This window comes from Azospirillum griseum (genome assembly GCF_003966125.1).
GTDB lineage: Bacteria > Pseudomonadota > Alphaproteobacteria > Azospirillales > Azospirillaceae > Azospirillum > Azospirillum griseum.
In genome coordinates, this window is the sequence record NZ_RXMA01000007.1 from 173,273 (window position 1) to 198,831 (window position 25,559).

At 66.9% G+C, this 25,559-nt stretch carries 23 protein-coding genes; 6 read left to right on the plus strand and 17 right to left on the minus strand.

All coding sequences use genetic code 11. The features are described from left to right. Window positions 1-31 precede the first annotated feature (31 nt). The 11 genes from EJ903_RS10040 to EJ903_RS10090 form a co-directional block, all read right to left on the minus strand. Window positions 32-970, minus strand: coding sequence for a TRAP transporter substrate-binding protein (locus EJ903_RS10040; protein ID WP_246015418.1), 939 nt, complete (start codon window positions 968-970; stop codon window positions 32-34). 428 nt (window positions 971-1,398) lie between these two features. Continuing rightward, the gene (locus tag EJ903_RS27335) at window positions 1,399-1,698 is read right to left on the minus strand and encodes a DDE-type integrase/transposase/recombinase (protein ID WP_210211414.1); all 300 of its coding nucleotides are present in this window, start codon (window positions 1,696-1,698) and stop codon (window positions 1,399-1,401) included. Between the two features lie 98 nt (window positions 1,699-1,796). Then, window positions 1,797-2,516 (minus strand): SDR family NAD(P)-dependent oxidoreductase, encoded by a 720-nt coding sequence (locus EJ903_RS10050; protein WP_126614689.1) that lies wholly within the window; start codon window positions 2,514-2,516, stop codon window positions 1,797-1,799. Further along, on the minus strand, window positions 2,509-3,594 hold the full coding sequence (locus EJ903_RS10055; protein ID WP_126614691.1) for an ABC transporter substrate-binding protein: 1,086 nt from the start codon (window positions 3,592-3,594) through the stop codon (window positions 2,509-2,511). The genes EJ903_RS10050 and EJ903_RS10055 overlap by 8 nt, the downstream gene beginning before the upstream one ends. 71 nt (window positions 3,595-3,665) lie before the next feature. Next, complete coding sequence (locus EJ903_RS10060) at window positions 3,666-4,538, minus strand: ABC transporter permease (protein WP_126614693.1); 873 nt, start codon at window positions 4,536-4,538, stop codon at window positions 3,666-3,668. After that, window positions 4,535-5,356 (minus strand): ABC transporter ATP-binding protein, encoded by an 822-nt coding sequence (locus EJ903_RS10065; protein WP_246015420.1) that lies wholly within the window; start codon window positions 5,354-5,356, stop codon window positions 4,535-4,537. The genes EJ903_RS10060 and EJ903_RS10065 overlap by 4 nt, the downstream gene beginning before the upstream one ends. A 14-nt stretch (window positions 5,357-5,370) precedes the next feature. Continuing rightward, complete coding sequence (locus tag EJ903_RS10070; protein WP_126614695.1) at window positions 5,371-6,627, minus strand: sialidase family protein; 1,257 nt, start codon at window positions 6,625-6,627, stop codon at window positions 5,371-5,373. Between the two features lie 5 nt (window positions 6,628-6,632). Continuing rightward, a complete protein-coding gene (locus tag EJ903_RS10075) occupies window positions 6,633-7,541 on the minus strand; it encodes a dihydrodipicolinate synthase family protein (protein ID WP_126614697.1) in 909 nt (302 codons plus the stop codon). Window positions 7,542-7,603: 62 nt separating this feature from the next. Next, on the minus strand, window positions 7,604-8,740 hold the full coding sequence (locus tag EJ903_RS10080; RefSeq protein ID WP_126614699.1) for an iron-containing alcohol dehydrogenase: 1,137 nt from the start codon (window positions 8,738-8,740) through the stop codon (window positions 7,604-7,606). Between the two features lie 39 nt (window positions 8,741-8,779). Next, window positions 8,780-9,811: a 4-hydroxythreonine-4-phosphate dehydrogenase PdxA gene (pdxA, locus tag EJ903_RS10085; RefSeq protein ID WP_126614701.1), complete on the minus strand. Its 1,032-nt coding sequence runs from the start codon at window positions 9,809-9,811 to the stop codon at window positions 8,780-8,782. Window positions 9,812-9,896: 85 nt separating this feature from the next. Next, window positions 9,897-11,021, minus strand: coding sequence for a four-carbon acid sugar kinase family protein (locus tag EJ903_RS10090; protein ID WP_126614703.1), 1,125 nt, complete (start codon window positions 11,019-11,021; stop codon window positions 9,897-9,899). A 159-nt stretch (window positions 11,022-11,180) separates the two neighbouring features. Here EJ903_RS10090 and EJ903_RS10095 point away from each other — a divergent pair, with 159 nt between their 5' ends. After that, the gene (locus EJ903_RS10095; RefSeq protein ID WP_126614705.1) at window positions 11,181-11,966 is read left to right on the plus strand and encodes a FadR/GntR family transcriptional regulator; all 786 of its coding nucleotides are present in this window, start codon (window positions 11,181-11,183) and stop codon (window positions 11,964-11,966) included. 21 nt (window positions 11,967-11,987) lie between these two features. Here the strand turns inward: EJ903_RS10095 and EJ903_RS10100 are convergent, their stop codons facing one another. After that, window positions 11,988-12,875 (minus strand): LysR substrate-binding domain-containing protein, encoded by an 888-nt coding sequence (locus EJ903_RS10100; RefSeq protein WP_126614707.1) that lies wholly within the window; start codon window positions 12,873-12,875, stop codon window positions 11,988-11,990. A gap of 160 nt (window positions 12,876-13,035) precedes the next feature. Here EJ903_RS10100 and EJ903_RS10105 point away from each other — a divergent pair, with 160 nt between their 5' ends. Both EJ903_RS10105 and EJ903_RS10110 read left to right on the plus strand, forming a co-directional pair. Further along, window positions 13,036-13,788, plus strand: coding sequence for a TSUP family transporter (locus tag EJ903_RS10105; RefSeq protein ID WP_126614709.1), 753 nt, complete (start codon window positions 13,036-13,038; stop codon window positions 13,786-13,788). 702 nt (window positions 13,789-14,490) lie between these two features. Beyond that, window positions 14,491-15,867 (plus strand): replication initiation protein, encoded by a 1,377-nt coding sequence (locus EJ903_RS10110; protein WP_126614711.1) that lies wholly within the window; start codon window positions 14,491-14,493, stop codon window positions 15,865-15,867. A 158-nt stretch (window positions 15,868-16,025) separates the two neighbouring features. Here the strand turns inward: EJ903_RS10110 and EJ903_RS10115 are convergent, their stop codons facing one another. The 5 genes from EJ903_RS10115 to EJ903_RS10135 all read right to left on the minus strand — a co-directional run bounded on the left by EJ903_RS10115 (window position 16,026) and on the right by EJ903_RS10135 (window position 22,427). Further along, window positions 16,026-16,547, minus strand: coding sequence for a hypothetical protein (locus tag EJ903_RS10115; protein WP_210211415.1), 522 nt, complete (start codon window positions 16,545-16,547; stop codon window positions 16,026-16,028). A gap of 334 nt (window positions 16,548-16,881) precedes the next feature. Then, entirely contained in the window at window positions 16,882-17,649 is a 768-nt protein-coding gene (locus EJ903_RS10120) for a hypothetical protein (RefSeq protein WP_126614715.1), read from the minus strand. 187 nt (window positions 17,650-17,836) lie between these two features. After that, window positions 17,837-18,262 carry a DUF350 domain-containing protein gene (locus EJ903_RS10125; protein ID WP_126614717.1) on the minus strand — a complete coding sequence of 142 codons (426 nt, stop codon included), beginning with the start codon at window positions 18,260-18,262 and terminating at the stop codon, window positions 17,837-17,839. A 67-nt stretch (window positions 18,263-18,329) separates the two neighbouring features. Next, window positions 18,330-20,105: a DUF2491 family protein gene (locus tag EJ903_RS10130; RefSeq protein WP_246015422.1), complete on the minus strand. Its 1,776-nt coding sequence runs from the start codon at window positions 20,103-20,105 to the stop codon at window positions 18,330-18,332. A gap of 213 nt (window positions 20,106-20,318) precedes the next feature. Next, window positions 20,319-22,427 carry an NAD(+) synthase gene (locus EJ903_RS10135; protein WP_417281848.1) on the minus strand — a complete coding sequence of 703 codons (2,109 nt, stop codon included), beginning with the start codon at window positions 22,425-22,427 and terminating at the stop codon, window positions 20,319-20,321. Between the two features lie 365 nt (window positions 22,428-22,792). Here EJ903_RS10135 and EJ903_RS10140 point away from each other — a divergent pair, with 365 nt between their 5' ends. From EJ903_RS10140 to EJ903_RS10150, 3 genes are read left to right on the plus strand one after another with little or no spacing between them, the layout of a single operon-like run. Further along, entirely contained in the window at window positions 22,793-23,458 is a 666-nt protein-coding gene (locus EJ903_RS10140; RefSeq protein WP_126614719.1) for a putative antibiotic biosynthesis monooxygenase, read from the plus strand. 43 nt (window positions 23,459-23,501) lie between these two features. Further along, on the plus strand, window positions 23,502-24,104 hold the full coding sequence (locus tag EJ903_RS10145) for a LysE family translocator (protein WP_126614721.1): 603 nt from the start codon (window positions 23,502-23,504) through the stop codon (window positions 24,102-24,104). A 54-nt stretch (window positions 24,105-24,158) separates the two neighbouring features. Beyond that, window positions 24,159-25,523 carry a TrpB-like pyridoxal phosphate-dependent enzyme gene (locus tag EJ903_RS10150; RefSeq protein ID WP_126614723.1) on the plus strand — a complete coding sequence of 455 codons (1,365 nt, stop codon included), beginning with the start codon at window positions 24,159-24,161 and terminating at the stop codon, window positions 25,521-25,523. Window positions 25,524-25,559 lie beyond the last annotated feature (36 nt).

Here is a 25,559-nt window from a genome sequence, read left to right on the forward strand (position 1 = left end):
CCTGTTGGGCGGCCCACACCGGGCCGTCGGGTCACTTGGCGTTTTTGATGGCGTTGATCTGGTCCATCGGAAACACCTTCGACGATTCAGCGTAGAAGGGGGCCAACGCCTTTTCGAAACCGGCGCGGTCGAACTCCGCCGTCGGGGTGATGGTGATCCCTGACGCCTTCAACGCCTCCAGCCCCTTGGCGTCGCGCTCGCGCACGAACTTGCGCGAAGCCTTGCCGCCCAGCTTCGCCGCCTCTTGCAGCGCCTTCTGATCGTCCGGCGACATGTCGCCCATCGCGTCGGCGTTGATGAGGATCACCGCCGGGGCGTAGGTGTGGTAGCTGAGGGTGATGTGGCTCTGCACCTCGTTCAGCTTGGCCCCGACAATGGTGGTGATCGGGTTTTCCTGGCCTTCGGCCTGGCCGTTCTTCAGCGCCGGATAAACCTGCGCGAAGGGCAGCGTGAAGGGTTTGGCCCCCAGGCTTTCGAACGCCTTCTTGTAGATCTCGCTCTCGGCGATGCGGATCTTCATGCCGGAGATGTCCGCCGGGGTCTTGATCGGCCGCACGGAATTGGTGAGCTGGCGGAAACCGTTCTCGCCCCAGGCCAGACCAACCACGCCCAGCGGCTTGAAGCTCTCCAGCAGCTTGTCGCCGATCGGCCCGTCCAGCACCAGATCGACGTGCGCCTCGTCCCGGAACAGCAGCATCAGGTCGAGGATGCCCATGGTGGTGTTGAACTGCGCCAGCGCCCCGCCGGAGGAGGACATGACCATGTCGATGGTCCCCAGCTTGACGCCGTCGAGCATCGCCTTGCCGTCGCCGAGCGCGCTGGCGGGGAATTCCTCAATGCTGTAGCGACCGGCGGTCCGGCGCTCCAGCTCCTCGTTCATCACACGAACGGCTTCGCTGAATTGGGAGCCTTTCGCCAGAACATGGCCGATCTTGAACTTCTGCCCAGCATCAGCACCGGTCGCAGCCATCGCGAGACCCAGGCCAACGGCCACGCCCAAAATCGCTTTCACATGCGCCCCCATTGATTATAGAGAGTATCCAAAAGGCAGAGTAGTACCTCTTTTAGCAGAAAAACCCTTGGCCGCGCAACAAGCTGAGTTCCAATCATCCGCGATGATGCACGCGTTCGAGACAGCAGACGCAGCCTTTTAAGAGTCATCGAGACAAAGGTGAGTGAATTTTTGTTGAAAAACACAAAAATTCATATTCCCAACGATTGTTATCGTGGCTTCCCAAGGTCCTTATGGCGCGCGTGAAGAGGCATGGCGGCAAAGGCGGAGGACGGTGATTGGGAAAGATTGACCGTCAAGGAGGCAAAAATGGTGCTGCTCCCGGCACCGTCAACTTGCTGGCACTGGCGGTTAGCGATGGCGCGGTTTGCCCCTGGGCTGGTTGATCAGGCGGCCAACGGCGCGCCGACGACCTCGGCCCAGGTGGCGAAAGCCTGGGCGCGGTAGTCGGAGGCGGAGCGGCTGTCTCGGCGCAGATGGAAAAGGGTCTTGATCGGGGCGTGGATGGAGAGGAAACGCTGGACCTGGTGGGGCGACTGGAAACGCTTCATCTGGCGCTCCCGCCGCCGGGTGGGTTGGTGATGATTCTCGGATCGGTTGTTCAGCCCCTTGTGCTGGTGGTGTTCCACCCCCGGCATGATCGCCCGCTTGGCGGCGGCGTAGGACTTCAGGGTGGCGGGGATCAAGGCGCATCGTCATGCCGTTCCATACCCCGCACGCACCGCCTCGGCAACTGCGGGGCAACAAGTTGACGATGCCCCCCTGATGCGGCCACCCGGCGCCGCTACACCAGCGAGGCCCCACCGCAAACAACGATGCGTTGCCCGGTGAGGCTCCCCGCCGCGTGCGACAGCAGGAAGGCGGTCAGCCCCGCCACCTCCTCCGGTTTCACGAAACGGCCGATGGGCGGGCGTTTGGGCTGGACCCCGGCGCGGTTGGGGTCGGCCAGCATCGGCGTGTCGGTGGCACCGGGGGCCACGACGTTCACCATGATCCCGCGTTCGGCCAGTTCGATGGCCCAGGACCGCGCCATGCCGACCAGTGCGGCCTTGCTCGCCGCGTATTGGCTGCGCCCCGCCGACCCGTCGGACGTGCGGCTGCCGATCAGCACCACCCGACCGCCGTCGGGCATGGTCGGGACGGTGTGTTCCACCAGTTGGGTCGCCGCCTCCACATGCAGCCGCCACATCGCCCGCGCGTCGTCGGCGGGCAATCCGCCCAACCGCCCGACGCGCAGGATGCCGGCGGCGTGCACCAGCGCCCCGACCGGCGGCAGGGCGGCCAGCGCCGCCCCCAGCGCCGCCGCGTCCATCAGATCGACCGGGATCCAGCGCAAGCCCGGATGGTCGCCCAGCGGGGCCGCCGGGGCGCTGCGGCTGAGGCCCCACACCGACCAGCCATCGGCCAGCAGCCGCGCGGCGATGGCCGCGCCAATGCCGGAGCTGACGCCCGTCACCAGGGCGCGGCGTTCCACCGCGCCCGCATCTACCACCACCTCAGCCATTGTAGGCCATGGCCTGCGCCTTGATCGCCGCGACGTCGAAGGCGTTGATGTCGGCGATCAGGTCGTTGGTGTAGAAGCGCGACAGATCCTTCGCCTCCATCCCGTTCAGCGCCATTTCGGTGGTGAACTCGTCCGGGTTGATCTGGCCGAACTTGTAGCCGTCGTAGGGCGCTTGATAGAGCTTGACCCGGCGGCTGATGGCGACCAGCACGGCCTTGACCGCCTCCTCCTCGCTGCTGCCGCGCGGGGCGGTTTCGGGGTAGAGCTTCAGGAAGGCCTTGGCCCCGGCGGTGGGGTTGGCCAGCAGGAAGGCCGAGGATTTGGCCGCCGCCCGCCCGAAGCCGACCATCAACGCCCGCTCGTTCTTCACCCGGTCGCGCAGCGCCATCAGGAATTGGCCGCCGATCATCGGCAGACCGGTCGGGCGGGTCAGGATGTCGAAGGGAATCCCCGCCCCTTCGATCAGGCCAAAGCCGGTGTCGTAATAGGCCAGCGCGTCGATCGCCCCGCGTTGCAGGGCCACGCCCGCCGGAACGCCGCTGCCCACCGCCGTCCACTTCACGTCGCGGTCGGGATCGATGCCCATGTTTTTCAGCACGTTGCGGGTGACGGGGTATTCGGTTCCGCCGAAATCCGACACGCCGATGTTCTTGCCCTTCAGGTCGGTGTAGGCCTTGATCGCCGCCCCCGGCTTCACCGCCACATCCCATTTGTAGGGGTAGGTGTATTGGTAGAAGTTGATGGCCTCGCCCCATTCGCCCTTGGCCAGGATCGGCAGGGCGTAGGACGGCACGCCGATGCCGATGTCCACATCGCCCCGGTCCACCGCGACCTGCACGTTGGCGTTGCCGCCCACCGCCATGCCCTTGACCGTGAAGCCTTCGGCGGCGTTGTAGCCCAGCGCCTCGCCGATCAGCAGATTGATGACGCTGGCGTTCAGCGATTTCAGCCCGACGCCCAGCTTGACCGTGCGCGCGGCGGTCTGCGCCGACAGCGACCGTGGGCCGAGCGCCAGGGCAGCGGCGAAAACGCCCGCCGCTTGCAGGCAGTGACGGCGGGTGAGGCGAAGCGTGGTCATGTCGGTGTCCTCCCTCTTCGATGTTTTGCTTGTCGGTGTTTGATACGGGTGATGATGACGGGCCGCCGCCCTCACTTGCGACCCCGGCCCCAATGGACGATGCGTTGCTCCAGCCCGCGCACGATGCCATGCAACAGAATGCCAAAGGCACCGAGAATGACCAGCGCGGCGAACACGCCCGCCACGTCCGTCACCGCCTGGGCCTGGGTGATGACAACGCCCATGCCCTGCTGCGCGCCGAGGAATTCGGCGACAATGGTCCCAAGCAGGGCGTACACCACCGCCATGTCCAGACCGGCGAAGATGTAGGGGGCCGCACTGGGCAGCTTGACGATGCGGTAGGTCTCCAACCGCGAGGCGGAGAGCGAGCGCATCAGGTCGATCTTTTCCGGCTCCACCGCGCGCAGGCCGGTGAAGCTGTTGATGAGGATCGGGAAAAAGGCCAGCAACCCGGCAATCGCGATCTTCGATCCGTCGCCAAAGCCGAACCAGATCACCACCAGCGGCGCGATGGCGACCTTGGGCAGGCTTTGCAGCGCAAAGGCGTAGGGCATCAGCAGCTTTTCGATGGTCCGGCTTTCCGCCATCAGCGACCCCAGGACCAGCCCCAGCCCGCCGCCCGCCGCCAACCCGATGGCGGCGTTCTTCAGCGTGCCCCACAGCGGCAGGTAATAGCCCAGCGGATCGGTGGGCGACACCGCCAGCCCGGACCACAGCGCCTTCCACACCGCCGTCGGCGACGGCAGGATGTAGGACGGGATGTTGAGGTAGCGCACGGCCAGCGCCCAGCCGCCGAACAGAACCACCAGCCCCACGGCGGCGATCAGGGTCCCGTTGACCGGCTCCTTGCTGCGGCGGTGGGCGGTGGACGGGGTGGATTCAACGCTGGCATCGGTCACGGCCGCATCGGCCACGGCCAGGGTGATGTCCGGCTTGCTCATCATTCCTCTCCCTGCCCGGTCAGAAGCCCACGGATGTCCTTGGCCAGCGCCGGGTAATCCGGGTGGCTGATGATGGTGTCGTTGCTGCGCGGGCGCGGGATGTTCACCGCCAGATCGCGCAGCACGCGGCCTGGCCGCGCCGACATCACGATCACCCGGTCGGCCAGGAAGATGGCTTCCGAAATCGAATGGGTGATGAGCAGCACCGTCTTGCCGGTGGCCTGCCAGATGCGTTGCAGCTCCAGATTCATCCGCTCGCGCGTCAGGGCGTCGAGCGCGCCAAAGGGTTCGTCCATCAGCAGGATGCGCGGGTTGCGCACCAGGGCGCGGCAGATGCCCGCGCGCTGCTGCATGCCGCCCGACAGCTCATAGGGATAGCGCCCGCCGAAATCCTTCAGCCCGGCGACGTCGAGCAGACGGTCCACATCGTCCGCCCCCTCGCGCCGCCCGCCGCCGACGCGCAGCGGCAGCGCCACATTCTCGCGCACCGTCAGCCAGGGCAGCAGATTGGCCTGCTGGAACACGACGCCGACGTCGCGCGACGGGCCGGTGACGGGGGTTCCGCCCAACGTCACCTGTCCGCTGTCGTAATCGTCCAGGCCCGCCAGGATGCGCAGCAGCGTGCTCTTGCCGCAGCCCGACGGGCCGACGACGCAGACGAACTCGCCGTCGGCGATGTCCAGATGGATGCCGGACAGCGCCTGCACCCGCCCGCCCGCAAAGGATTTCTTCAGGTTGCGGATCTGGATCAGCGCCGGACGCTGACCGGCCCGTGGGGCGGGCGTCAGGGTCGGGGCTGTCTGTGTCGCGTTCAGGGCCATGCCGGTGTCCTCCCTTACCGTTTGGAACCGGCGGCGACCCAGCCAACCGGTACGTCGGTGTGTTTGATCGCCTGCCGGAAATAGGTGTAGGCGATGCGCAACCGCCCGTCGGGCGCTTGCAGGATGACCGGGTATGAGAATTCCCGGTTCAGCTTGTCCTTGGAATTGTTGGTCATGCAGAAACCGTCGCCAACCTCCAGGTCGCGGCGTTCCGGCCAGGTCAGCCCGCCGTCGGACGACAGCGCCAGCGCCAGCGGCGCGCGCGGCGCGCCCCAGAAGGCGGTCCGCCCCGCCGGTTCCGCCTCGGCAGAGGTTGCAGGCGTTGCCGGAGCCGCCGTTTCGGCCCCGTCTTCCTCCTCCAGATCATCGTAAAGACCCAAACGGCGGTCGGTGGCGTCGGCGGCACTGGCGTGGTTGTAGACGATGGCGAGCCGCCCGTCGGCCAGCGCCGTCACCTGGATCGAGGAGTTGTTGTTCGGCAGTTCGGTCGGCTGCGGCGCGCTCCAGCTCCGCCCGCCATCCTCCGACACGCTGCGATAGACGTGATCGGCCCACCGGCTGCGGTAGAAGGCAGCAAGCCGTCCGTCGGCCAGCGGCACGATGTTCATGTGGACACAGCCCACGCTGTCGGGAACCGGGTGTTCGGTCCAGCTTTGGCCGCCATCGCTCGACCGGCGCACCGCGCTGGTGTCGTGATCACCGACCCAGGCGCGGCCCGGCGTGCCGTGGCACAGGAAGGTCGGCAGCAGCCAATCGCCGTTGGGCAAAACCACCACCGGCTGCCGGATGAACACACCGGTGTCGCCCTCCCCCTCGAACAGGGTGCGCACCGGCCCCCAGCTCTGCCCCTGGTCGTGGGAGACGCGGCAGCGGACGATGGCCGTGTTCTGATGGCCGGAGATCTGGGCGGTGTAGAACAGCCACAGCGCGCCGTCGGGGGCGGGGAACAGGACCGGGTTCTGCTCCGACCGGGTGGGATCGTCCGACAGCTTGACCGGGGCCTGCCAGCGGTCCGCCCCGGCGGGCAGGCGGGCGGCGTGGATCGACACGTCGGGAATCCCCTCCTGCGTGCCGCCGAACCAGGCGCACAGCAGATCGCCGTTGGGCAACTGGGCCAGATTGGCCGCGTGGTTCTGCACGCAGGGCGAGGGCAGAAAGGCGTCCACCCGCTGGGGATCGTCGGGACGGGTCCGCAGCGGGCCGCGCTGGTCCGACGGCGGCGGCGGGGCAGGGTTGACGATGGGGGGCCGGGGGGTCGTCAGGGCGGTCATCGGCGTCACTCCGGCGATCCGTTGAGCGCGCCGTCCGTCGCCTCGGCGAAGCGGGCGGCGATGGCGGCGATGGCGCGGTCGGTGTCCGCCCCGATCAGCACCGGGCCACGGCTGTGGCCGACCGCCGGCATGGCGTGGAACAGCGCCCGCTTGACCATGGAAGGCGGGAAGCCCAGCGCGTAGAGGTCCTTGCGCAATTGGCCGAAATAGGCCTGCGCGGCGTCCGCCGCGTCGCCGTCGCGCCACGCCGTCCAGATCCGGTTCAGCGTCACCGGGGCAACGTTGCCCAGGCCCGACACGCAACCCGCCGCGCCGTGGCGCAGGCCGTGCAGGATCAGGGAATCCGGCCCGACCATCACATCGAAATCCGCGCGCGCGCGGGCGATCGCCAGGAAGCCGTCCAAGCTCTCCTGCGATCCGGCGCTGTCCTTGATGCCGACGATGTTCGGATGATCGGCCAGGATGGCGGCGGCCTCCGGGGTCAGCGTGTTCCCGGTGCGCGCCGGGATGTTGTAGAGATAGAGCGGGACCGTCAGCGCGTCCGCCACCCGCCGGTAATAGCCGATCAGCTCGTCGGACGAACAGGCGATGAAAGACGGGGTGATGGCCGACACCGCCGCCACGCCCAACCCGGCGATGGCGCGGCCCAGCGCGATGGTCTGGTGGGTGGAAATCTCGCCGATGTGGGCCAGCACCGGAACCCGCCCGTTGGCGGCTTCCACGCACAGGGCGGCGGCGCGCTGCTTTTCCTCAAAGGACAGGGCGTAGAACTCGCCGTTGGTTCCGGCGCAGAACACGCCGTTGCCGACGGCGGCCTGCCGCGCGACCTGCGCGCGCAACGCCGCCTCGTCCATCCGCTCCTCCGCGTCGAAGGGCGTGACGACGGCCACGAAAGGACCCGTGATCTTGCTCATTGGGGGCACCTGACAAAGAGAACGGTCGGAACAATGGGGAACGGTCGGAAGAGAAAGGGCGATCAGAGCGCGGCGCGGTACATGTTCAGGATGTCGTCGCGGCTCAGGTCACGCGGGTTGTTGTCCAACAGGCGGCGGATGGCGTGGGCGTCCTCCGCCATGCGGGGCAGATCGGCCTCCGGCACACCGAATTCCGACAGGCGCATGGTGCAGCCCAGCGCCACGCACCAGCCATGGGCGGCGCGCAGCACCGTGCCCGGATCCGCCGACGGCTCCAGCCCCAGCGCGGCCAGCACCGCCGCCGTCTTCTCCGGGACCGCCGGGGCGTTGAAGGCCAGCACATGCGGGAAGATCAGCGCGTTGGCGGCCCCGTGCGGGATGTGGTGGCGGGTCCCCAGCGGATAGGCCACCGCGTGGCCCGCCGCCGTGTTGACCGGCCCCAGACACACCCCGCCATAGAAGGAGGCGAGCGCCAGCCCGGCCCGCGCCTCGCGGTCCTGGCCGTTGGCGATGGCGCGCGGCAGGAAACGCCCGACCAGCCGGATGCCCTCCAGCGCGTACAGGTCGATCAGCGGATGCGCCTTGCGGTTGGTGTAGGCCTCCACGCAATGGGCCAGCGCGTCCACCCCGGTGGCGGCGGTGACGGCGGGCGGCACCGTCAGGGTCAGATCCGGGTCGATCACCGCCAGATCGGCCAGCGTGTGGCGGCTTTGCACCGCCAGCTTGCTTTGGCTGGCCGGGTCCGTCACCAGCGACCGGGTGCCGACCTCGCTGCCGGTCCCCGAGGTGGTCGGCACCTGCACCAGGGCGGCGCGCTTGCCCGCCACTTTCTCCGGCCCGACCACGTCGCGGATGGTCTGGCCGCTGCCCGGCAGCACCGCCGCCAGCTTGGCCAGATCCATGGCGCTGCCGCCGCCAAAGCCGATCACCGCCTGCGCCTGGCAGGATTCGGCCACCGCCAGCACAGCGTCCAGATTGGGGATGTCCGGTTCCGGCTTGATGTCGGCGAAGACGGTGACGTCGCCGGACAGGCCCAGCCGCTCCACCCGGGCGGCGTTGAAGGCGTCGGCCACCACCAGCAGGCGGGTCAGCCCCTGCTCGGCCAGCCAACGCCCCACCTCCGGCGCGGTTCCGCCGCCAAAGACGACGCGGGGCGGGCGCAGCAGCTCAATTGGTGTGGTCAGATCAATCGGGGTCATGGCGGATCCTTGGGGTGTGCCCTTCCAAGCGGCGGCGGCTCACGCTGTCTGGCGGTGGCGGGCGGCGGCCAGTTTTTCGGCGTATTCAATGGCTTCGATCAGGCTCAGCTCGTTGGCGATGCCCTTGCCCGCGATGTCGAAGGCGGTCCCGTGATCGACCGAGGTGCGGATGATCGGCAGGCCGAGCGTGATGTTGACTCCGCTCAGCGCGTCCCACGTGCCGGTGTCGGGGTTGACGTGGAAACCCAGCAGCTTCACCGGGATGTGGCCCTGGTCGTGGTACATGGCGACCACGGCGTCGAACTGTCCGGCGCGCAGCTTGACGAACACGGTGTCGCCCGGGACCGGGCCGACCACGTCCAGCCCGTCGGCGACGCAACGCTCGATCACCGGGGCGGTGATGTCGATGTCCTGCCGCCCGAACAGCCCCCCTTCGCCCGCGTGGGGGTTGAGCGCGGCCACCGCGATGCGGCGGCGGTCCAGCCCCAGCCCGGCCAGCGTCTCGTCGGTGCGGTCGATGACGTAGCGCAGACGCTCCGGCGTCAGCTTCTTCGGCACGTCGTGCAGGGCGATGTGGGTGGTGACGTGGCTGACCCGCATGTTGCCGTGGGCCAGCATCATCACCGACCCGCGCGCGCCGGTCAGTTCCGCCAGCAGATCGGTGTGACCGGCGTAGTGATAGCCCGCCTTGTTCATCGCCTCCTTGTTCAGCGGGGCCGTGACCAGCCCCTGGATGCGCCCGGCTTCGGCCAGCCGCACCGCGCGTTCCACCGCCAGATAGGCAAAGCGCCCGCCATCGACCGACAGCACGCCGGGGTGGATCGGCTCGCCCTCCGGCCCGGCCTGCAGGCAGGCCAGAGCGGGCCAGTCCTGATCCGCCGTCACCTCGGGAAAGGCCAGATCGCTGCCCAGCGCGTCGCGCGCGGCGAGCAGCGCCGGGTTGCTGCCGATCACCAGCAGGCGCAGCGAGCCATCGGCCAACCGGTCTTTCAGCCGGGCGCAGGCCTTGACGATGATTTCAGGGCCGACGCCCGCCGGATCACCCATGGTGATGGCCAGATGGGGGGTCATGCGCGCGTTCTCCTCAAAACCGCCCGGAAGGGTCCGGGCCTGTGGGTCAAATCCATGAGTCGCACCAACGGGTCGCACCAACGGGTCACACGGGCGCGGACGGGTCGGCGTCCAGCAATCGGCGCAACAGGCCAGGGTCGCCGAAGGCCCCCGACTTGGACAGCACCCGCACCCCGTCCCAACGCCCGCCGCGCAGGGTCGAGGTGGGCGCGCCCGGCAACAGCGCCCCGTCCAGAGCCAGATGATCGGCCCCCAACGCCCGGCACAGCCCGCGCAGGGTCTCCCCGCCCGCCACCAGCAGCGTGCCCGGCGGCGGCAGGCTTCGGGCCAAGGCCCCCAACTCCTGGTCGATGCGCGCGGCGGCCACGTCGCGGGCCAGCCCGGCGGGCAGATCCAGCCGGACCAGGGCCGCGCCCGAACCGTCCATCCGCGCCCGCACCGCTGCGGCGGACTCCGCCCCACCGTCCGGGACCGTCACCACCGCCGCGCCGCAGGCGGCGAGCTGCCGCCGCGTCACCGGATGGTCGGTGCCGAACAGGCCGAGCCAGGGGCGCGGCAACACCGGTGGCGCAACGGGGGTGGAGTCCCCCCGCAACGCGCCCGCCAACGCCAGCGCCAAGCCACCGCTGCCGCACCACAGCACCCGGCCCGTCAGGGCCAGACCGGCGGCGGCGAGGACCGCCAGATCCGCGTCACTCTCCGCATCCCACAGGCTGACGCCGGGCGGAACCGGGTCGCCGGGGCGGCACAACCGCACCGTCTCGCCCAACGCCGCCAGATCCGCCGCCAGATCCGCCCGCGTGGCTTCCCACCCGTCGCCCACCCGCAGCCGTTGGCGACCATCGCGCGTCACCCGCCCCTGAAAGGGAAAGGCCGGGGCGATGATGCAATGGTCGGGGCGGTCCACCGCCATCCAGGCGGCGATCTCCGCCGCGCCATGGCCGCGCAGCAGGCTGTCCAGCTTGGCAAAGCGCAGGGCCGCCGGATCGGCGGGCAAGGCCGCCGCCAGATCCGCCACCACCCGCCCCGCCGCGTCCGCGCCGCCCACGATCTCCCGCGTGCCGCTGTCAAGCGCCAGCGATTGGCCGGGCCGGGCGTCCACCGGAACGCCGGTCCAGCGCACCGCGATGGGCGTGGCGGCGGAGGCAAAAGCCACCGCGCTGTCCAGCGCGCCGGTCAGATCATCGGCGATCAGATGCAGCGGCGGCATGGGTTCCGGCTCCGTTGTTCCATCACCGGATCATTGAGCCACACAGCGGATAACATGTCAACATGTTGTAATGTTGCTCATGCGGATTTCCGCTTGAAATGCCGCGATCTGTCGGTTTACATCTTTACAAGTCACGCAGGTTGGCAAGGAATGCGACGGATGGACGGGCAAGGGCAGAACCGCGACGACGACGGGATGCTGGCCCTGGGCGATGGGCAATCCGGCGACACGGGCGCGCGCGGACGGCAGACGCCGTTGGTGCAGCGGGTCTATCAGCTTCTGTTGGCCCAGATCAGCGCCGGGGATTACCAACCCGACGAGCGGCTGCCGGGCGAAAACGATCTCGCCACCCGCTTTGCGGTGTCACGCCCCATCGTGCGCGAGGCGCTGCGCCGCTTGCGGGCGGAGGGGTTGATCTACTCCCGCCAGGGGGCGGGCAGCTTCGTCCGCGCGGCGGTGGAGGACAGCCGTCCGTTGCTGGGCTACGCCCCGGTCGAAACCATCGCCGACATCCAGCGCTGTTACGAATTCCGCCTGACCATCGAACCCGACCACGCCTTTCACGCCGCCCGGCGCTGGAACGACGCCGCCCTTGCCAACATCGCGGCGGCTTTGGATCTGATGGGCGACGCCACCCGCGCCCAACGCCACCGTGACGACGCCGATTTCGCCTTTCACGTCGCCATCGCCGAGGCGACGAACAACCATTACTACGCGTCGTCGATGCAGGCGCTGAAGGACCACATCGCCGTCGGCATGAAGTTTCACGGCGTTTCGCTGATGGGGCCAAGCCCAGGGCTGGACGGCGTGTTCGACGAGCATCGCGGCATCTTCGAGGCCATCCGCGCCCGCGACGGCGACACCGCGCGCGCGCGCATGCGCCGCCACCTGGAAGGCTCCCGCGACCGCGTGTTCGAAGGGCGGACGCTGGATCTGTCGCTGTAAAGCGGCGGTTCGCCGCCGCCTTCACCCGCCCCGCCCGCGCTCTCCTGCGGCCAGGGCGAACAGCCAGTCCCGGAAGGCGGCGAAGCCCGCCGCCTCGCGCCGTGATGCGCGGTAGACCAGATACCACGCGTAACGCATCGGCACCGCCAGCGGGACGGGAACCGCGAGCCGCCCGGCGGCGATGTCGTCCATGATGTAAGGCTGCGGGGCGAGCGCCACCCCGACCCCGTCGATGGCCGCCTGTAAGGTCATGGCGTAGCTGCCAAAGGACAAGCCGTTGCTGTCGGGTGGCTCCACCCCGGCCACGCTCAGCCAATAAGGCCAATCGTCCGGCCAATGGCTGACGTGCAGCAGGGTCGCCGCCCGCAGATCCGCCGGGTGGTGCAGATGCTGCGCCAGTGCCGGGGCGCAGACCGGCTGCATGGTCGAGGAAAACAGATGCTCGGCCTCGTGCCCCGGCCAATGGCCATCGCCCAGCAGCACCGCGCAGGTCCATTCCTCGCTCATCGGTGCGCCACCGCCGCCGGTGGCGATCCGCACCTCGATCTCCGGGTGGGCCATGTGGAAGCGCGACAGGCGCGGAATGAGCCAACGCACGGCAAAGCTCGCCCCCAGCCCGACGGTCAGCACCGGCCCGGCCCGCATCGCCGTCACCTGATCGACCTTAAGGGCGATGCGGTCAAAGACCTCAGTCAGGGTGGGGTGCAACGCCCGCCCGCGTTCGGTCAGGTGCAGGGCGTTGGCCCGCCGCTCGAACAGGGCAAAGCCGAATCGTTCCTCCAACAGCTTGACCATCCGGCTGATCGCCGCTTGCGAGACATGCAGTTCGGCAGCGGCGGCGGTGAAGCTGCCATGGCGGGCCGCCGCTTCGAACGCGCGCAAACCGTTCAGCGAGGGCAATTTGCGCATCGGCGCATCCTTGCTTGACCCCAATTTTTCCTGAGGCTGAGCATCGAACAATGCCGTTTGTGGCGCAAGCCCATCCCATGCGATGACTGGGGTGGACACGCGGTGATCGACACCGGCTTTCCATCCTTACATCACCATCCTGATCCGTTGAGGGCTGTTCATGCTGACGCTTCCCATGATGGCGGGGCTTGGCCTCACCGTGCTTGCCACCTCGTTTTTGTCAGGGCTGTTCGGCATGGCGGGCGGCATGGTGCTGATGGGGCTGCTGTTGATGCTGCTGCCGGTTCCCGCCGCCATGCTGCTGCACGGCATCACCCAATTCACCTCCAACGGCTGGCGCGCGTGGCTGTGGCGTGACCGGGTCGATTGGCGCATCGTTGGCCGTTTTTGCGGTGGTGGGGCGGTGGCCGCCGGGTTGTTTGCCCTGTTCGGCGCGGTCCCGGATCGTGGCGTGTCGTTGCTGATCCTGGGTTTGACCCCTTACTTGGCCCTGGCGGTTCCCCAGCGCTGGGCGCTCGACGCGCAAAAACCGTTGCATGGTTGGTTGGCCGGGCTGTTGTGCATGGGGGTGCAGTTGGTGGCGGGCATTTCCGGCCCCTTGCTGGATGTGTTTTACGTCCGCTCCGACATGCCTCGGCAAAATGTGGTCGCGACCAAGGCCACCACTCAAGTCTTTGGCCACGCGGTCAAGGTCGCGTACTTCGCCCCGATGATGGGCGGCGGATCCGGCCAGACGGTGGAGGCGGTGGTCATCCTGCTGTCGATCGTCATGGCCCTGCTGGGAACCAACCTGTCGCGCTGCGCCCTGGACCGCATGAGCGACGCGCAGTTCCGCCGCTGGAGCCGCTATCTGGTGATGGGGACCGCCAGCGTCTATCTCAGCCAGGGTGTGTTTTTGCTGGCCTTTCCGTAACTTAACCTGACGTGCCCGCTTTTATCCTTACCGCTTGGGGGATGAGTCGGGACGTTTGGTCAAAGCTTGCTGTGCGCCCCCAAGCGGTAAGGGATGGCCATCCGGCATCCTTACCGCTTGGGGGCTTTCTGTGCCTTGCTGACGCTGGAACGGCCCATGCTGCGACTCGGAAACGCGTCGGGTTGCGCATCCTTACCGCTTGGGGGCCATTGGTCTGCTTCTGGCCGTGGCAGTGAACGCCCCCAAGCGGTAAGGATGGGGTGGAGAAGTCACCTTCCCCCGGTGTTGCCCTTACGCGACATCCAAAACCGCCCCCAAGCGGTAAGGAATTGGCTGGATCGGCTGTTCCGAGTCGTGGCGATTCTGTTTGGCCTGTGCTTTTCCACCCTTTTGGCCCGGCTGTGAACGGTGCAAACCTCACACAGGGATCCGCTCCACCGACTCTGTTCCCTTTCAGTAAGGATTCGTCGTCGCAAAACCCGAGAGGACTCCACGAGTCGGGGCGAATCTTCCTTACCCCTCGGGGGAACGGTCCTTACCGGCTGGGGGCAGCACCCTCACGCCCCAGGGCGTAAGGCTTGCGCCGCCAAACGGCCCCCAAGCGGTAAGGGTTCGCCCGTGTCATGCGGCAAAACCTTTCCTTACTTGTTTTTGAGGTAAGGATTGATCTAGCCTCCGACGGTTGCGGGGCAGGAGGTCGCGATGGCGGGAACGGGACGCAGGAAGGCGCGGGGGGCGGAGGACACGCCGCCGACGGGCGCGCTTGCCGTTTTGGCACCCGGCGATCTGGCGGGCGGTGGTGCCATTCTGGATGGGGGTGGCGACGCCGCCGGTTTGCCGGTTCCGGCCCTGGCGGTTCCCTCCATGGCGGTTTTGCCGCCGGACGACACGGGCACGGCGGTCGGCCCCGCCGCCGTTGGCCTGACGGCGCGGGTGGCCAGCGCCACCTTTGAGCGCGATGGCTACAAGCATCTGATCAAGGCGGCGGAGGCGGTCTACAGCTACCCGGCCAACGGGACCCGCCTGTCGCTGCCCGCGCAGAAGATGCTGAATTTCATGATCCATCTGGCGGGCAGCCAGAATTTCGCCAACAAGCTCTACCGGCTGCCCAAGCGGGTGGTGCGCGGCAACCACAAGGGCAACGAGCGGATTTTTGACGCGCTGAAGGAGATTTTCGACTCCAGCCTCGTCGTCATCGGCCCCTTTCGCGGGCGGCGGTCGCGCGCCGAACTGCGCATCCTCAGCAGCTACGTCCGGCCTGAAGAGGAGGAGGACAGCGACGCCGCCGACATCCATTTCCAGTTCACCGACGCCTTTCTGGAAATCCAACGCTCCTCCCAGCTCTGGGCCAAGCTGTCGGGTCCGGCGATGGTCAAAGTCACCAGCACCTACGCGCTGAAGCTCTACGAGATCGGGATGCAGCGCTACCAGATGGATTTCCCGTCGCTGGAACTCGACATCGACACGCTGCGCAAGCTGCTGAACGTGCCGGAGGGGGCCTACAAGGATTTCGGCATCCTGCGCACCCGCACCATCGACCGCGCCATCGCCGAAGTCAACCAGCTCGCCCCCTTCCGCGTGACGATGCCGGACGACAAGATGAAGCGGAAGGGCCGCAAGGTGGAGGCGGTGACGCTCGATTTCCTCGCCAAGGACGAGGAGGAGGCCGCCGAAACCTATCTGGAGCGCGAACGCCACAGCGCCGGACGCCGCGCCCGCCGCATCGGCAGCGTCGATCAGGTTGCCCCCGCCAGCCCGGTGGACGCCGGTCTGGCCGATCTCGGCCCGCTGCCCGACGCCGACGACGTCACCGCCCTGTGGGCGGCGGTCCTGCACGCATTGAAGGGCAAGGTTCCCGCCCCGCTGCTGGCCGAACTGGCCCCGGAACGGGTGGAGGACACCCCCCAGGGCGGCCGCCGGCTGATCCTGTCGGTGCGCAAGGCGGCGGTGGCCGACACCGCGCGCATGAACCATTGGCCGACCTTCAAATCGGCCCTGTCGTCGCTGACCAGCGGCCTGATCGAGGACGTCGATTTCACCGTCCCCGCGCGGCGCACGGCCAAGGAGCGGTCTGAGTAGAAATGGAGCAGAAAGTCAGATCGTAGTAGGCTTTTGCCTTCAAAATCTAGTCGTAGTCGCATAAACGCCGAATATGGCAATGTTACCAGCGCTTCAGAATTAAAATTTACATAAAATATAATTTATCGCTGCATTTGAAAATTTTAAAGCGATGTGCATCAGTTTCCGACGTGAGTGTTGTGTCTATACAATCTAAATTCCTCGCTGGTCATCTCTCTGTATTTATGAACAATTTTGCCCGCGCTGCTTTGAAATTTGTGGCGATTGAATTTCATGTCGCCCCAGAATAGGCATCCTTTTTCATCAAAAGTATAATTATATAGGGTGGAATTACTAACCGTTCTATGCCTGCCGCTGTTTATTATATATTCATCAATGTGATCTAGGATGTTTCGCATCACAACTGCATCAGAAATTTCATTTCTAAAAATTTCAAAATATAAACCAAATCGAATCCAGAAATTTGGTACCCTCTTGCTTGAAATAAGGGCCTGCTGAAGTCTTTTAAGTGCAACTAAGTAAAAATGAGCATCAGCGACATAGTTAAAGAATTTATTTTCATCTTCTAAAAGATTATTTTCTAGTCGGATCATCTGTAAATTTAATGCCTCGACAGACCTATTAACAAAATACAGAGAATCCTCAAGGACGGAAATTTCATTGACATTCAACGCTATCATCCTACTCCCCTGTCCATCTCCCAGTTTAAGGGATGTCCTTTCAGCACGATTTTAGATTTTGGACTCATTGACCGTAGAGTACAGGCATCAAGGATGTAACGGTACATAAAACCGACTCAAAAATTGGGAGAGTTGGAAAACACGTGTATTTCGACACCCTGCGGGTTCGTCTGCTTGACAGTCCGGAAGCCTCGGAGTCGTGTACGGAATCCCCTGTCGGAATGATCGGCTATTCGGAAGCTGCCCCCAAAGAGTAAGGATAGGGCGCAAAAAAGGGGGCACCAGCGTGCCCCCCTTCTTTACCCTCCTCTGTCGACGCAGGAGACAGGTCCACTCAGCCCTTGGACTTCAGCGCGGCCAGACGGTCCGACAGGCTGGAGGCGGCGGGTTTGCCGGACGCGGCGGCCATGGCGGCGGCGATGTTGGGGTCTTCCTTTTCCGGGGCGGTCGGGGTCAGCAGCTTGGCCTTGGCGTTGGCGGCTTCGGCGGACGCCAGATCCTTGGCGGCGCTGTCCTGCATCGCCTTCAGCGCCACGGTCAGGCCGCTGGTGGTGCTGGCCAGACCGGCGGCGCGGCGGGCGGCTTCGGCCTGGCGTTCGGCCATCTCACGCTGCTGTTCGGCGCGGCCCATGTCGCGTTGGGCGCGCACCAGCTCCGCCCGGGCGGATTTCAGCTTGGCCCCGGCGTCGGCGTAGCTCTTTTCCAGCATCTCCAGGAATTGTTGGGCGTCCACCGCGTCCTTGGTTTCGCGCTCGATCTCGGGGGCCATCTCTTCCAGCATGGCGACGATGGTTTCCAGGCTCTTGGTCAGCGCGGCCTGACGGGCCGGGTCGCTTTCGCCCGCCAGTTGGGCTTGCAGATGCTCGGCGGCGGCCATGCGCTGGGCCGACAGGGCCTTGATCGCGTCGGCCTCGCGCTGTTCGCGGTCATAGACGGCGCGCGCCTCGGCCACCTGGCGGCCCAGATCGTCCAGATGCTGCTCCATGGTCCGCAATTCCGCCTCGGTGGCGGATTTGGGGTCCCAACGCACCAGCGCCTCCACGGCGCCCTGAACGGCTTGATCGGTCTTCACGCCAAGAAGGTTGCGGATGAAGGAGAGCATGCGGAATTTTCCTGTTCAACGGGGTTGGTTGGCTTGGGGTTGGTTGGTTCAGACAAAGAACAATTCGTTGGCGACGCGCGGCCACGCGCCCGATGCCGGACCGCGCCAGCCTACAGATGGGGGGCCGTCACCCTCCGGTGCAAGCCCCTATCCTTACCGTTTGGGGGGCTTTTTTTTGAGCCGGGCCTCACCCGGCCATGGCGGCGGCGTTGATCAGGGCGACGCCGATCTGGATGCCGACCAGCGTGGTGGCCGAGGCGACGTTGCCGCCCTCGATCTGGCCGCGCAGGTCGCGGATCAGCAGGGTGGCGACGGCGAAGGCGACCAGTTGCAGGATCACCGCCACCACCCCCCACAGGATGATGTCGAGGATCACCGTGCTGGTCGCCAGCGTCGCCGCCAGCGGGATGGCCAGCGCGACGATGGAGCCGCCCAGCGTCAGCCCGCCCGCCGGGTTGCCATCGGCCACCAGCCGGGCTTCGTCGAAGGGGGTGATGCGGGTGTAAACCGCGACACCGGCGGCCAGCAGCACCAGCGTCACCGCCATTTGCAGCAGCAGCACCGGCAGACCGGCACCCAGCGCGGAGAGGATCGAACCGAACACAGTTTCCATGATGCCGCCACTCGACTCAAAAGAACGGGAAAAGACAGGACGCCAACACCCTTATGCCAGATACAGCCTATGCCAGAGACAGCGACGCCGGGTTCACATCGATCCCCGCCGCGATCTCGACAGAGGCCGCGCCGTTGCGCTCCACCACCGCCACCAGGATGTATTCCCGTTCCGGTGCCGGGGCTTTCGCGTTGGTGGGCGCGCCGTACAGCATGGCGTGGCTGGTCACAGCCTCCGTCCCGCGCAGGCTCTGGCGCGATTCCGCCAGCACGAAGGGAGCGATGCGGGCCAAGCCGGGCGACCAGACGCGGGGGTACAGGGTGCCGTCCTTGGTCTGGAACTCCGGCCAGCCGACCATCCCCTCGCTTTCGTCCAGCCAGAACGCCCACTCGCCTTCATCCGCCGGGGTGACGCTGTCGATGGGGGTGAAGTAGCGGCACTCGTCCGGCTGCCCGTCGGCGTCCAGATGGATTTGGAAGAAACCGCCGCCGGGCAGATAGAGCCGGTGCACGGTCGCCGATCCCGAGGTGATGGTCCCCACCGCCTCGATCGACACCAGACGGTCGCCGCCGGTGTGCGGGGCCTTCACCTTGGTGGTGCCCTCCGCCAGCAGGAAGGGGGCGGGGTCGATGGTGACGGTCATGCCCAGCCGGAACAGCGAGGGGCTGTAACGCTGGCCGGACAGCTTCTGATTCACGTAATTGCCGAGCGTTCCGAACAGGCGCACCTCAGTGCCTCCCTTGTTGGCGGTGGTGTTGGCGGTGGTCGGTGGGGTCGTGGTGTGGCCGGTTGCCTTGGCGTCCATCCGGCGGCGCGCGCGCCACAGCAGGAACAGGACCGCCACCCCCAGCAGCAGGATCGCCCACCAGGCAAAGGCCGACAGGCCGGAAGAGCTTTTGGCGCTGCCGCCCTCCCCGGCCTGACCGGTTCCACTGCCGCTGTCGGCGCGGGCGAGGCTGAGCGGCACATCGGGCGGCAGGCGTCCGGCCTCGCGCGGGGTTCCGTCCTGCGCCTTCAGGCTTTGGTCGAGCGTGGCGAGCTTGGCGCGCAGCTCCGCGTTGTCCTTGGCCAGCCGGTCGGCCTCCGCCCGCCATTCGCGATAGCCGGGATCGTTGGCCTGATCGTGGAAGAAGGTGGAATGGCCGGGCCGCGTCAGCGTGTCGAGCATGAACCACAGGAACAGCCCGTCCCACACGCCAAAGCGCCGGGGGGCCGCCACGCTGTAGGGCGGCGGTGCCCAGCCATAGGAGGCGTAGGGGTTGGGCGGTGGCGCTTGGGTGGTGGGCGTGCGCGATCCGCCGCCGCCGCCGCTGGTCCAGCCCCAACCGCTCCAGCTCGACCCGCTGCTGCTGGTTCCGCTGCGGGTGCTGTTGGATCCGCTGGCGGGCGCGGCGGCGGTGGGGGCGCTGGGCGGTGGGGCCTTTTTTGCCTCCTCCTGCGCCTTGAACCGTTTCAGCGCGTCGGCCGATCCCTGTTGGCTCAACGCGCGGTCGCCCGCCGAACTGGGCGCTGGCGCCGGGGCCGCCACGCTGGGTGTCGGGCGGCTGTAGCCGCCACTGGATGACTCGCTGGTGCTGGTCGACGGGGTGCGCGCCGCCGACGGCTTGCTGTACCCGCCCGACGAGGAACCGCTGGTGGACGGCGTCCGCACCGACGACGAGGATGACGGTCGCGAATAGCCCCCCGACGACCGCGAGGAGGAGCGCGCCCAGGCGTCCTCCGGTGCGGCGACGGTGACGGCGACCGCCGCCGATCCGATCAGCAGGGCGGGCGGCGGCAGGTTGGCCGGGTTGAAGGCCAGCAAGGCCGCCAGGGCCAGCGCGCGCCAGCGGCGTCCGCTCATGCCACGTCCCATTGTCCGCAGGCCCAACGCCCCCACACCCAACGCCGAATCATGACCGACCTTTGCCCCGTTCATCGCCGGAATGCTGACGCCACCATGCCAGACTCCCGCCCGGTTGGCGAGCCTTTCACCCGATTCTGTCCGATTTGTCATCAGGTTGCGCCGCTGAAACGGGCAATGGGGCGACATGGGTGATGGGGCTGACCGTGGCCGTCATTCCCCCGGAACCTCGCGCTCCAGCTCCTCCAGCCACACCCGCGCGTTGCCGTCGGACGGGGCGCGCCAGTCGCCGCGTGGCGACAGGGACCCGCCCGCCGACACCTTCGGCCCGTTCGGCATGGCCGAGCGTTTGAACTGGCTGAAGCCGAAGAAGCGGCGCAGGAACACGCGCAGCCAGTCGCGGATCTCCGCCGGGGAGTAGCCGCGCCGCTTGTCGGTGGGGTAGCCGACCGGCCAATCCCCCACCGCCGGGTCGCCCCAGGCGTGGCGGGCCAGAAACGCGATCTTGGACGGGCGGAAGCCATGGCGCAGGACGTAAAACAGGGTGAAATCCTGCAAATCATACGGCCCGACCACGGATTCGGAGCTTTGGATCGCCTGCCCGGCCTCCACCGGGACCAGTTCGGGCGAAATTTCCGTCTTCAGGATCGAATCCAGCGTGTCCAGCACCGGATCGGGGAACTGACACCCACCGATCACCCAGCGGATCAGATGCTGGATCAGCGTCTTCGGCACCCCGGAATTGACGTTGTAATGCGCCATCTGGTCGCCGACGCCGTAGGTGCACCAGCCCAGCGCCAGTTCCGACAGGTCGCCGGTTCCCAGCACGATGGCGTTGTGGTGGTTGGCCAGCCGGAACAGGTAATCGGTGCGCAGCCCCGCCTGCACATTTTCAAACGTCACGTCATACACCGCCTCGCCGCGCGCGAAGGGATGCTCCATGTCGGCCAGCATCTGGCGGGCGGCGGGGCGGATGTCCAGCTCCCGCGCGGTGACGCCCAGGGCGGCCATCAGCCGGTGCGCGTTGGTCTTGGTCCCCTCGCTGGTTCCGAATCCCGGCATGGTGTAGGCGAGGATCCCGGTGCGCGGCAGGCCCAACCGGTCCATGGCGCGGGCGGCGACGATCAGGGCGTGGGTGGAATCCAGCCCGCCCGACACGCCGATGACCAGCCGTTCCGTCCGCGTCGCCCGCAGGCGCTGGACCAGCCCGGCGACCTGGATGTTGTAGGCCTCGTAGCAATCCTGCTCCAGCCGGGCCGGATCGGCGGGCACGAAGGGAAAGCGGGCGACCACCCGGCGCAGGCCGATGTCGCCGTCCGGCGGTTCCAGCCGGAAACCGACGCGGCGGAATCCGCCGGTCGCGGCGGCGTGCAGGCGGCGGTTGTCGTCAAAGCTGCCCTGGCGCAGCCGCTCCTGCCGCAGCAGGTCGAGATCGACGTCGGCGACGGCCATCTGGTCGCCGTCGGGGAAACGCGGGCTTTCGGTCAGCACCGCGCCGTTTTCAAAGATCGACGCCTGCCCGTCCCAGGCCAGATCCGTGGTCGATTCCCCCACCCCGGCGGAGGTGTAGAGATAGGCGGCCAGACAGCGCGCCGATTGCGATTGCGCCAGCAGCCGCCGGGTGTCGGCCTTGCCGATGGTGATGTCGCTGGCCGACAGGTTGGTCAGCACCGTGGCCCCGGCCAACGCCGCCACGCCGCTGGGCGGCATCGCCACCCACACATCCTCGCAAATCTCGGCGTGGACGACCAGACCGGGCACATCGTCCGCCGCGAACAGCAGGTCGGGGCCAAAGGGGGCGGTCAGGGTGCCGACGCGGATGGTTCCGCCGCCGGTTCCCTCGCCCGAGGCGAAGTGACGGCGTTCGTAGAATTCCCGGTAATTGGGCAGGTGGATTTTCGGCACGACGCCCAGCAGCCGCCCGCGATGGACGACGACCGCCGTGTTGTAGAGCCGCCCCTCGTGCAGCAACGGCGCGCCGACCAGGATCACCGGCAGCAGATCCGCCGACGCCGTGACCAGCCGCTCGACCGCGCCGACCACGGCGTCGATCAGGGGATCCTGCATCAGCAGATCGTCGATGGCGTAACCCGACAGCGACAGTTCGGGGAACAGGGCGACCGCCACCCCCTGGTCGTGGCAGGCGCGCACCGACGCCAGGATGGCGTCGGCGTTGGCCTGCGGATCGGCGGGGGTGCAGCGCGTGGTGCAGGCGGCCACCCGCGCGAACCCGTGCCGGTAGATGGAGGAGAAGCTCATGACCTTGGCCCCGGTGACAATCGGTCCCACATCCCCTGGTGGGCGTTCCTGGTGGGCCAGCATAGCAGCATTCCCCCCCGCCGGGGCCAGCCCAACCTTGCGCGGCATAGCCCTATTGCGCGCGCCTGCCGCCCCCCAACTGGCAAACCATCACCCCAATCGCAGGGTTCGGCTGTTGTTATGGGGGGGTGCGCTCGCGTCGTGGACTGCGGATTGTGAAGCGGTTTGAAATTTGTCACCTATCGTGACCGGAAATAACAATCAAAAATAAATTGATGGGGCATAATCGGTCCCAGGTAAATCGGAATTTCCATTTTGCTTTGGATAATAATCATTTTGTGAACATTGCCTCTGAATTCAAGTGATTTTGGCGCGTCCTTCAATTGCTTCTGTGAGCACCCGCCTTTTGGCGGGACAAAGGAAACACCGTGATCCAGTCCGAAACCGTGCCGTCACCGACCAGCGATGGTTCAGACCATCCGGTCAGCGTCCTGCTGCGCTTCCACTCGGCCTCAAACCGGGGCGCGCCGTTCCAAGTCGAACGGTCGCGGGTTCTTGCGTCCCTCCGCGACGCGCCCGGCTGCCGGGCCGTGGTCGAGCTTGGACCGCCGCCGGAAACACCCGGCGACGTCTGTGTGGTGGCCCAGTTCGACGGAGCCGCATCCTGGAGACTCTGGCGCGACGGTTCGCAGTGGGCAGGCTGGTTCGGCGACCCGTCGGAACGGGTTGGATCGCCCACCGTGCAGGAATGCTACGGTTCAGCCGCCAGACTCGTCTTGCCCGCGCTCCACCCCGGGGGACCGCCGCCGCGTCGCAAGATGGCGGTGGTGATGTGGATCAGCGTGTATCCCACCATCACGGCGCTGCTGTGGCTGTTGTGGCCGCTGGTCCAAGGGTTCCCCCTGCCGTTGCGCACCCTGGCGCTGTCCGTTGTGATGGTTCCCCTGATGGTCTGGGTCATCGTGCCCTGGGTGACGGCGCGGCTTGCCCCTTGGCTGAGGGCAACGGGGCACCGGAGCGGATCGCGTCAAGCCGGAAGCGATTTGGCCCGTGAATCCGCACAACGAATCAAAGCGGAGAGCACCGCTGCCTGATGCCCAATTCAGGCGCGCCGCTCGAACGGAAGGAGGGCTGGGGATGGGATTCGATCAGGTGCTGCTGCTGGCCAGCGCATGCTTTGTCGCGATGGCAAGCCCCGGACCCGGGGTTTTTGCCGTGGTGTCGCGGTCGCTGGCCATCGGATACCGGCGGAACATGCCGTTCATCGGCGGCATGGTTCTGGGCGACCTCGTGCTGCTGGGCCTCGCCATGTCCGGTTTGGCGGCGGTCGCATCGGTCCTGGGCGACGCCTTCAGGATCCTGACCTACCTTGCAGCCGGGTATCTGGTCTATCTGGGCATCGGGTGCTGGCGTCATGCGGCCGACCCGGCCGTGCTGCCATCGTCATCGAACGCGCGCGGGTTTGCCAGCGGCGTCGCCATCACCCTGTCCAATCCAAAGACCATCCTGTTCTACATGGCTTTCCTGCCCGCCTTTGTCGATCTGTTCCACCTGACATTGCCGGACACGATGCTGGTGGCTCTGGTTGTCGGCGCTGTCCTGTTCGGCGTGATGACAAGCTATTCGATCGCGTCAGCGTCGGCGCGGGCGCTGTTCCGCAGCCCACGGGCGCTGTTGATCCTGAACCGCTGCGCCGCGTGCCTGATGGTCGGGACCGGGCTTCTCATCGCCCTGCGCTGATCCCCTGATCCGACGACCAGTCGAAACCCTGTCCCTGAGAATGGAAGACCGACCATGACCGAGCGGACCAAATATGTTCTCGATGAGACGCGGATTCCCAAGAGCTGGTACAACCCGGCGGCGGATCTGCCTGCGGCCGCTCCGGCGCGCCACCCCGTGACGGGACGACCGATCACGCCGGATGATCTGGGCGCGATCATGCCAAGGGACCTCATCGCCCAAGAGTTGAGCACAGAGCGCGAGATCGAGATTCCCGGCCCGGTGCGCCGGGCGTACGCACGGTGGCGGCCTTCGCCGCTGTTCCGCGCGTGGGGGTTGGAGCGGGCGCTGGGGACACCGGCGCGGATCTACTACAAGTATGAAGGGGTCAGCCCCACGGGGAGCCACAAGCCGAACACCGCCATCGCGCAGGCCTTCTACAACAAGGAGGCGGGCGTCGCGCGGCTGGTCACGGAAACCGGGGCGGGCCAATGGGGATCGTCGCTGGCCTTCGCGGGCGCGATGTTCGGCCTGGACGTCAAGGTCTACATGGTCAAGATCACCTACCATCAGAAGCCTTACCCGAAGTCCCTGATGGAGACGTACGGGGCCGTCTGCGTGCCCAGCCCAAGCCAGGAGACCGCCGCCGGGCGCGCCATCCTCGCCGAGGATCCCGAATGCAGCGGCAGCCTCGGCATTGCGACGTCGGAGGCCGTCGAGGTGGCCATCGGCGACTCCCGGACCAACTACGCCGGCGGCAGCGTGTTGAACCACGTTGTCACGCACCAGACGGTCATCGGGCAGGAGGCCATGCTGCAGATGGACATGGCCAACGATTGGCCTGATGTCGTGATTGGATGCGCCGGTGGAGGCAGCAACCTGGGCGGTCTGGCCTTTCCCTTCATCGGCGAACGGCTGCGGACGGGCCGCAAGGTGCGCGTCATCGCGGCGGAGCCAACATCCTGCCCAACGCTGACCCAAGGCCGCCGGGTTTACGATTACGGCGACACCGTTGGCCTGACGCCCTGCCTGATGATGCACACGCTCGGCCACAGCTTCGTGCCGCCGCCGCTGCATGCTGGCGGGTTGCGCTATCACGGCATCGCCCCGTTGGTCAGCCAGGCTCTGGCGCTTGGGCTGATGGAGGCGGTTGCCGTCCCCCAGACCGATTGTTTTGCCGCCGGTGTTCTGTTCGCCCGGTCGGAAGGCATCGTGCCGGCACCGGAATCAACGCACGCCATCCGGGTTGCCATCGACGAGGCCAAGCGTTGCCGCGAGGAGGGCCGCGCACAAACAATTCTGTTCGCCCTGTCCGGGCATGGTCTGTTCGATCTGCCAGCCTATACGCGCTATCTCACCGGACAATTGCGCGATGAACCCTGCGATCAGGATCGGTTGGACCGCTCCCTCGCCAAGCTCCCGGTCTTCGCGGAGCAATAGGGGCCACACCCGCTTTTGCTGCCGATCAGCGGGGCC

Bases quoted from the DNA above. Each gene is read 5' to 3' on its own strand.
- EJ903_RS10040 (WP_246015418.1), bottom strand. From the start codon at position 970: ATGGCTGCGACCGGTGCTGATGCTGGGCAGAAGTTCAAGATCGGCCAT.
- EJ903_RS10050 (WP_126614689.1), bottom strand. From the start codon at position 2,516: ATGGCTGAGGTGGTGGTAGATGCGGGCGCGGTGGAACGCCGCGCCCTG.
- EJ903_RS10055 (WP_126614691.1), bottom strand. From the start codon at position 3,594: ATGACCACGCTTCGCCTCACCCGCCGTCACTGCCTGCAAGCGGCGGGC.
- EJ903_RS10060 (WP_126614693.1), bottom strand. From the start codon at position 4,538: ATGATGAGCAAGCCGGACATCACCCTGGCCGTGGCCGATGCGGCCGTG.
- EJ903_RS10065 (WP_246015420.1), bottom strand. From the start codon at position 5,356: ATGGCCCTGAACGCGACACAGACAGCCCCGACCCTGACGCCCGCCCCA.
- EJ903_RS10070 (WP_126614695.1), bottom strand. From the start codon at position 6,627: ATGACCGCCCTGACGACCCCCCGGCCCCCCATCGTCAACCCTGCCCCG.
- EJ903_RS10075 (WP_126614697.1), bottom strand. From the start codon at position 7,541: ATGAGCAAGATCACGGGTCCTTTCGTGGCCGTCGTCACGCCCTTCGAC.
- EJ903_RS10080 (WP_126614699.1), bottom strand. From the start codon at position 8,740: ATGACCCCGATTGATCTGACCACACCAATTGAGCTGCTGCGCCCGCCC.
- pdxA (WP_126614701.1), bottom strand. From the start codon at position 9,811: ATGACCCCCCATCTGGCCATCACCATGGGTGATCCGGCGGGCGTCGGC.
- EJ903_RS10090 (WP_126614703.1), bottom strand. From the start codon at position 11,021: ATGCCGCCGCTGCATCTGATCGCCGATGATCTGACCGGCGCGCTGGAC.
- EJ903_RS10095 (WP_126614705.1), top strand. From the start codon at position 11,181: ATGGACGGGCAAGGGCAGAACCGCGACGACGACGGGATGCTGGCCCTG.
- EJ903_RS10100 (WP_126614707.1), bottom strand. From the start codon at position 12,875: ATGCGCAAATTGCCCTCGCTGAACGGTTTGCGCGCGTTCGAAGCGGCG.
- EJ903_RS10105 (WP_126614709.1), top strand. From the start codon at position 13,036: ATGCTGACGCTTCCCATGATGGCGGGGCTTGGCCTCACCGTGCTTGCC.
- EJ903_RS10110 (WP_126614711.1), top strand. From the start codon at position 14,491: ATGGCGGGAACGGGACGCAGGAAGGCGCGGGGGGCGGAGGACACGCCG.
- EJ903_RS10115 (WP_210211415.1), bottom strand. From the start codon at position 16,547: ATGATAGCGTTGAATGTCAATGAAATTTCCGTCCTTGAGGATTCTCTG.
- EJ903_RS10120 (WP_126614715.1), bottom strand. From the start codon at position 17,649: ATGCTCTCCTTCATCCGCAACCTTCTTGGCGTGAAGACCGATCAAGCC.
- EJ903_RS10125 (WP_126614717.1), bottom strand. From the start codon at position 18,262: ATGGAAACTGTGTTCGGTTCGATCCTCTCCGCGCTGGGTGCCGGTCTG.
- EJ903_RS10130 (WP_246015422.1), bottom strand. From the start codon at position 20,105: ATGAGCGGACGCCGCTGGCGCGCGCTGGCCCTGGCGGCCTTGCTGGCC.
- EJ903_RS10135 (WP_417281848.1), bottom strand. From the start codon at position 22,427: ATGCTGGCCCACCAGGAACGCCCACCAGGGGATGTGGGACCGATTGTC.
- EJ903_RS10145 (WP_126614721.1), top strand. From the start codon at position 23,502: ATGGGATTCGATCAGGTGCTGCTGCTGGCCAGCGCATGCTTTGTCGCG.
- EJ903_RS10150 (WP_126614723.1), top strand. From the start codon at position 24,159: ATGACCGAGCGGACCAAATATGTTCTCGATGAGACGCGGATTCCCAAG.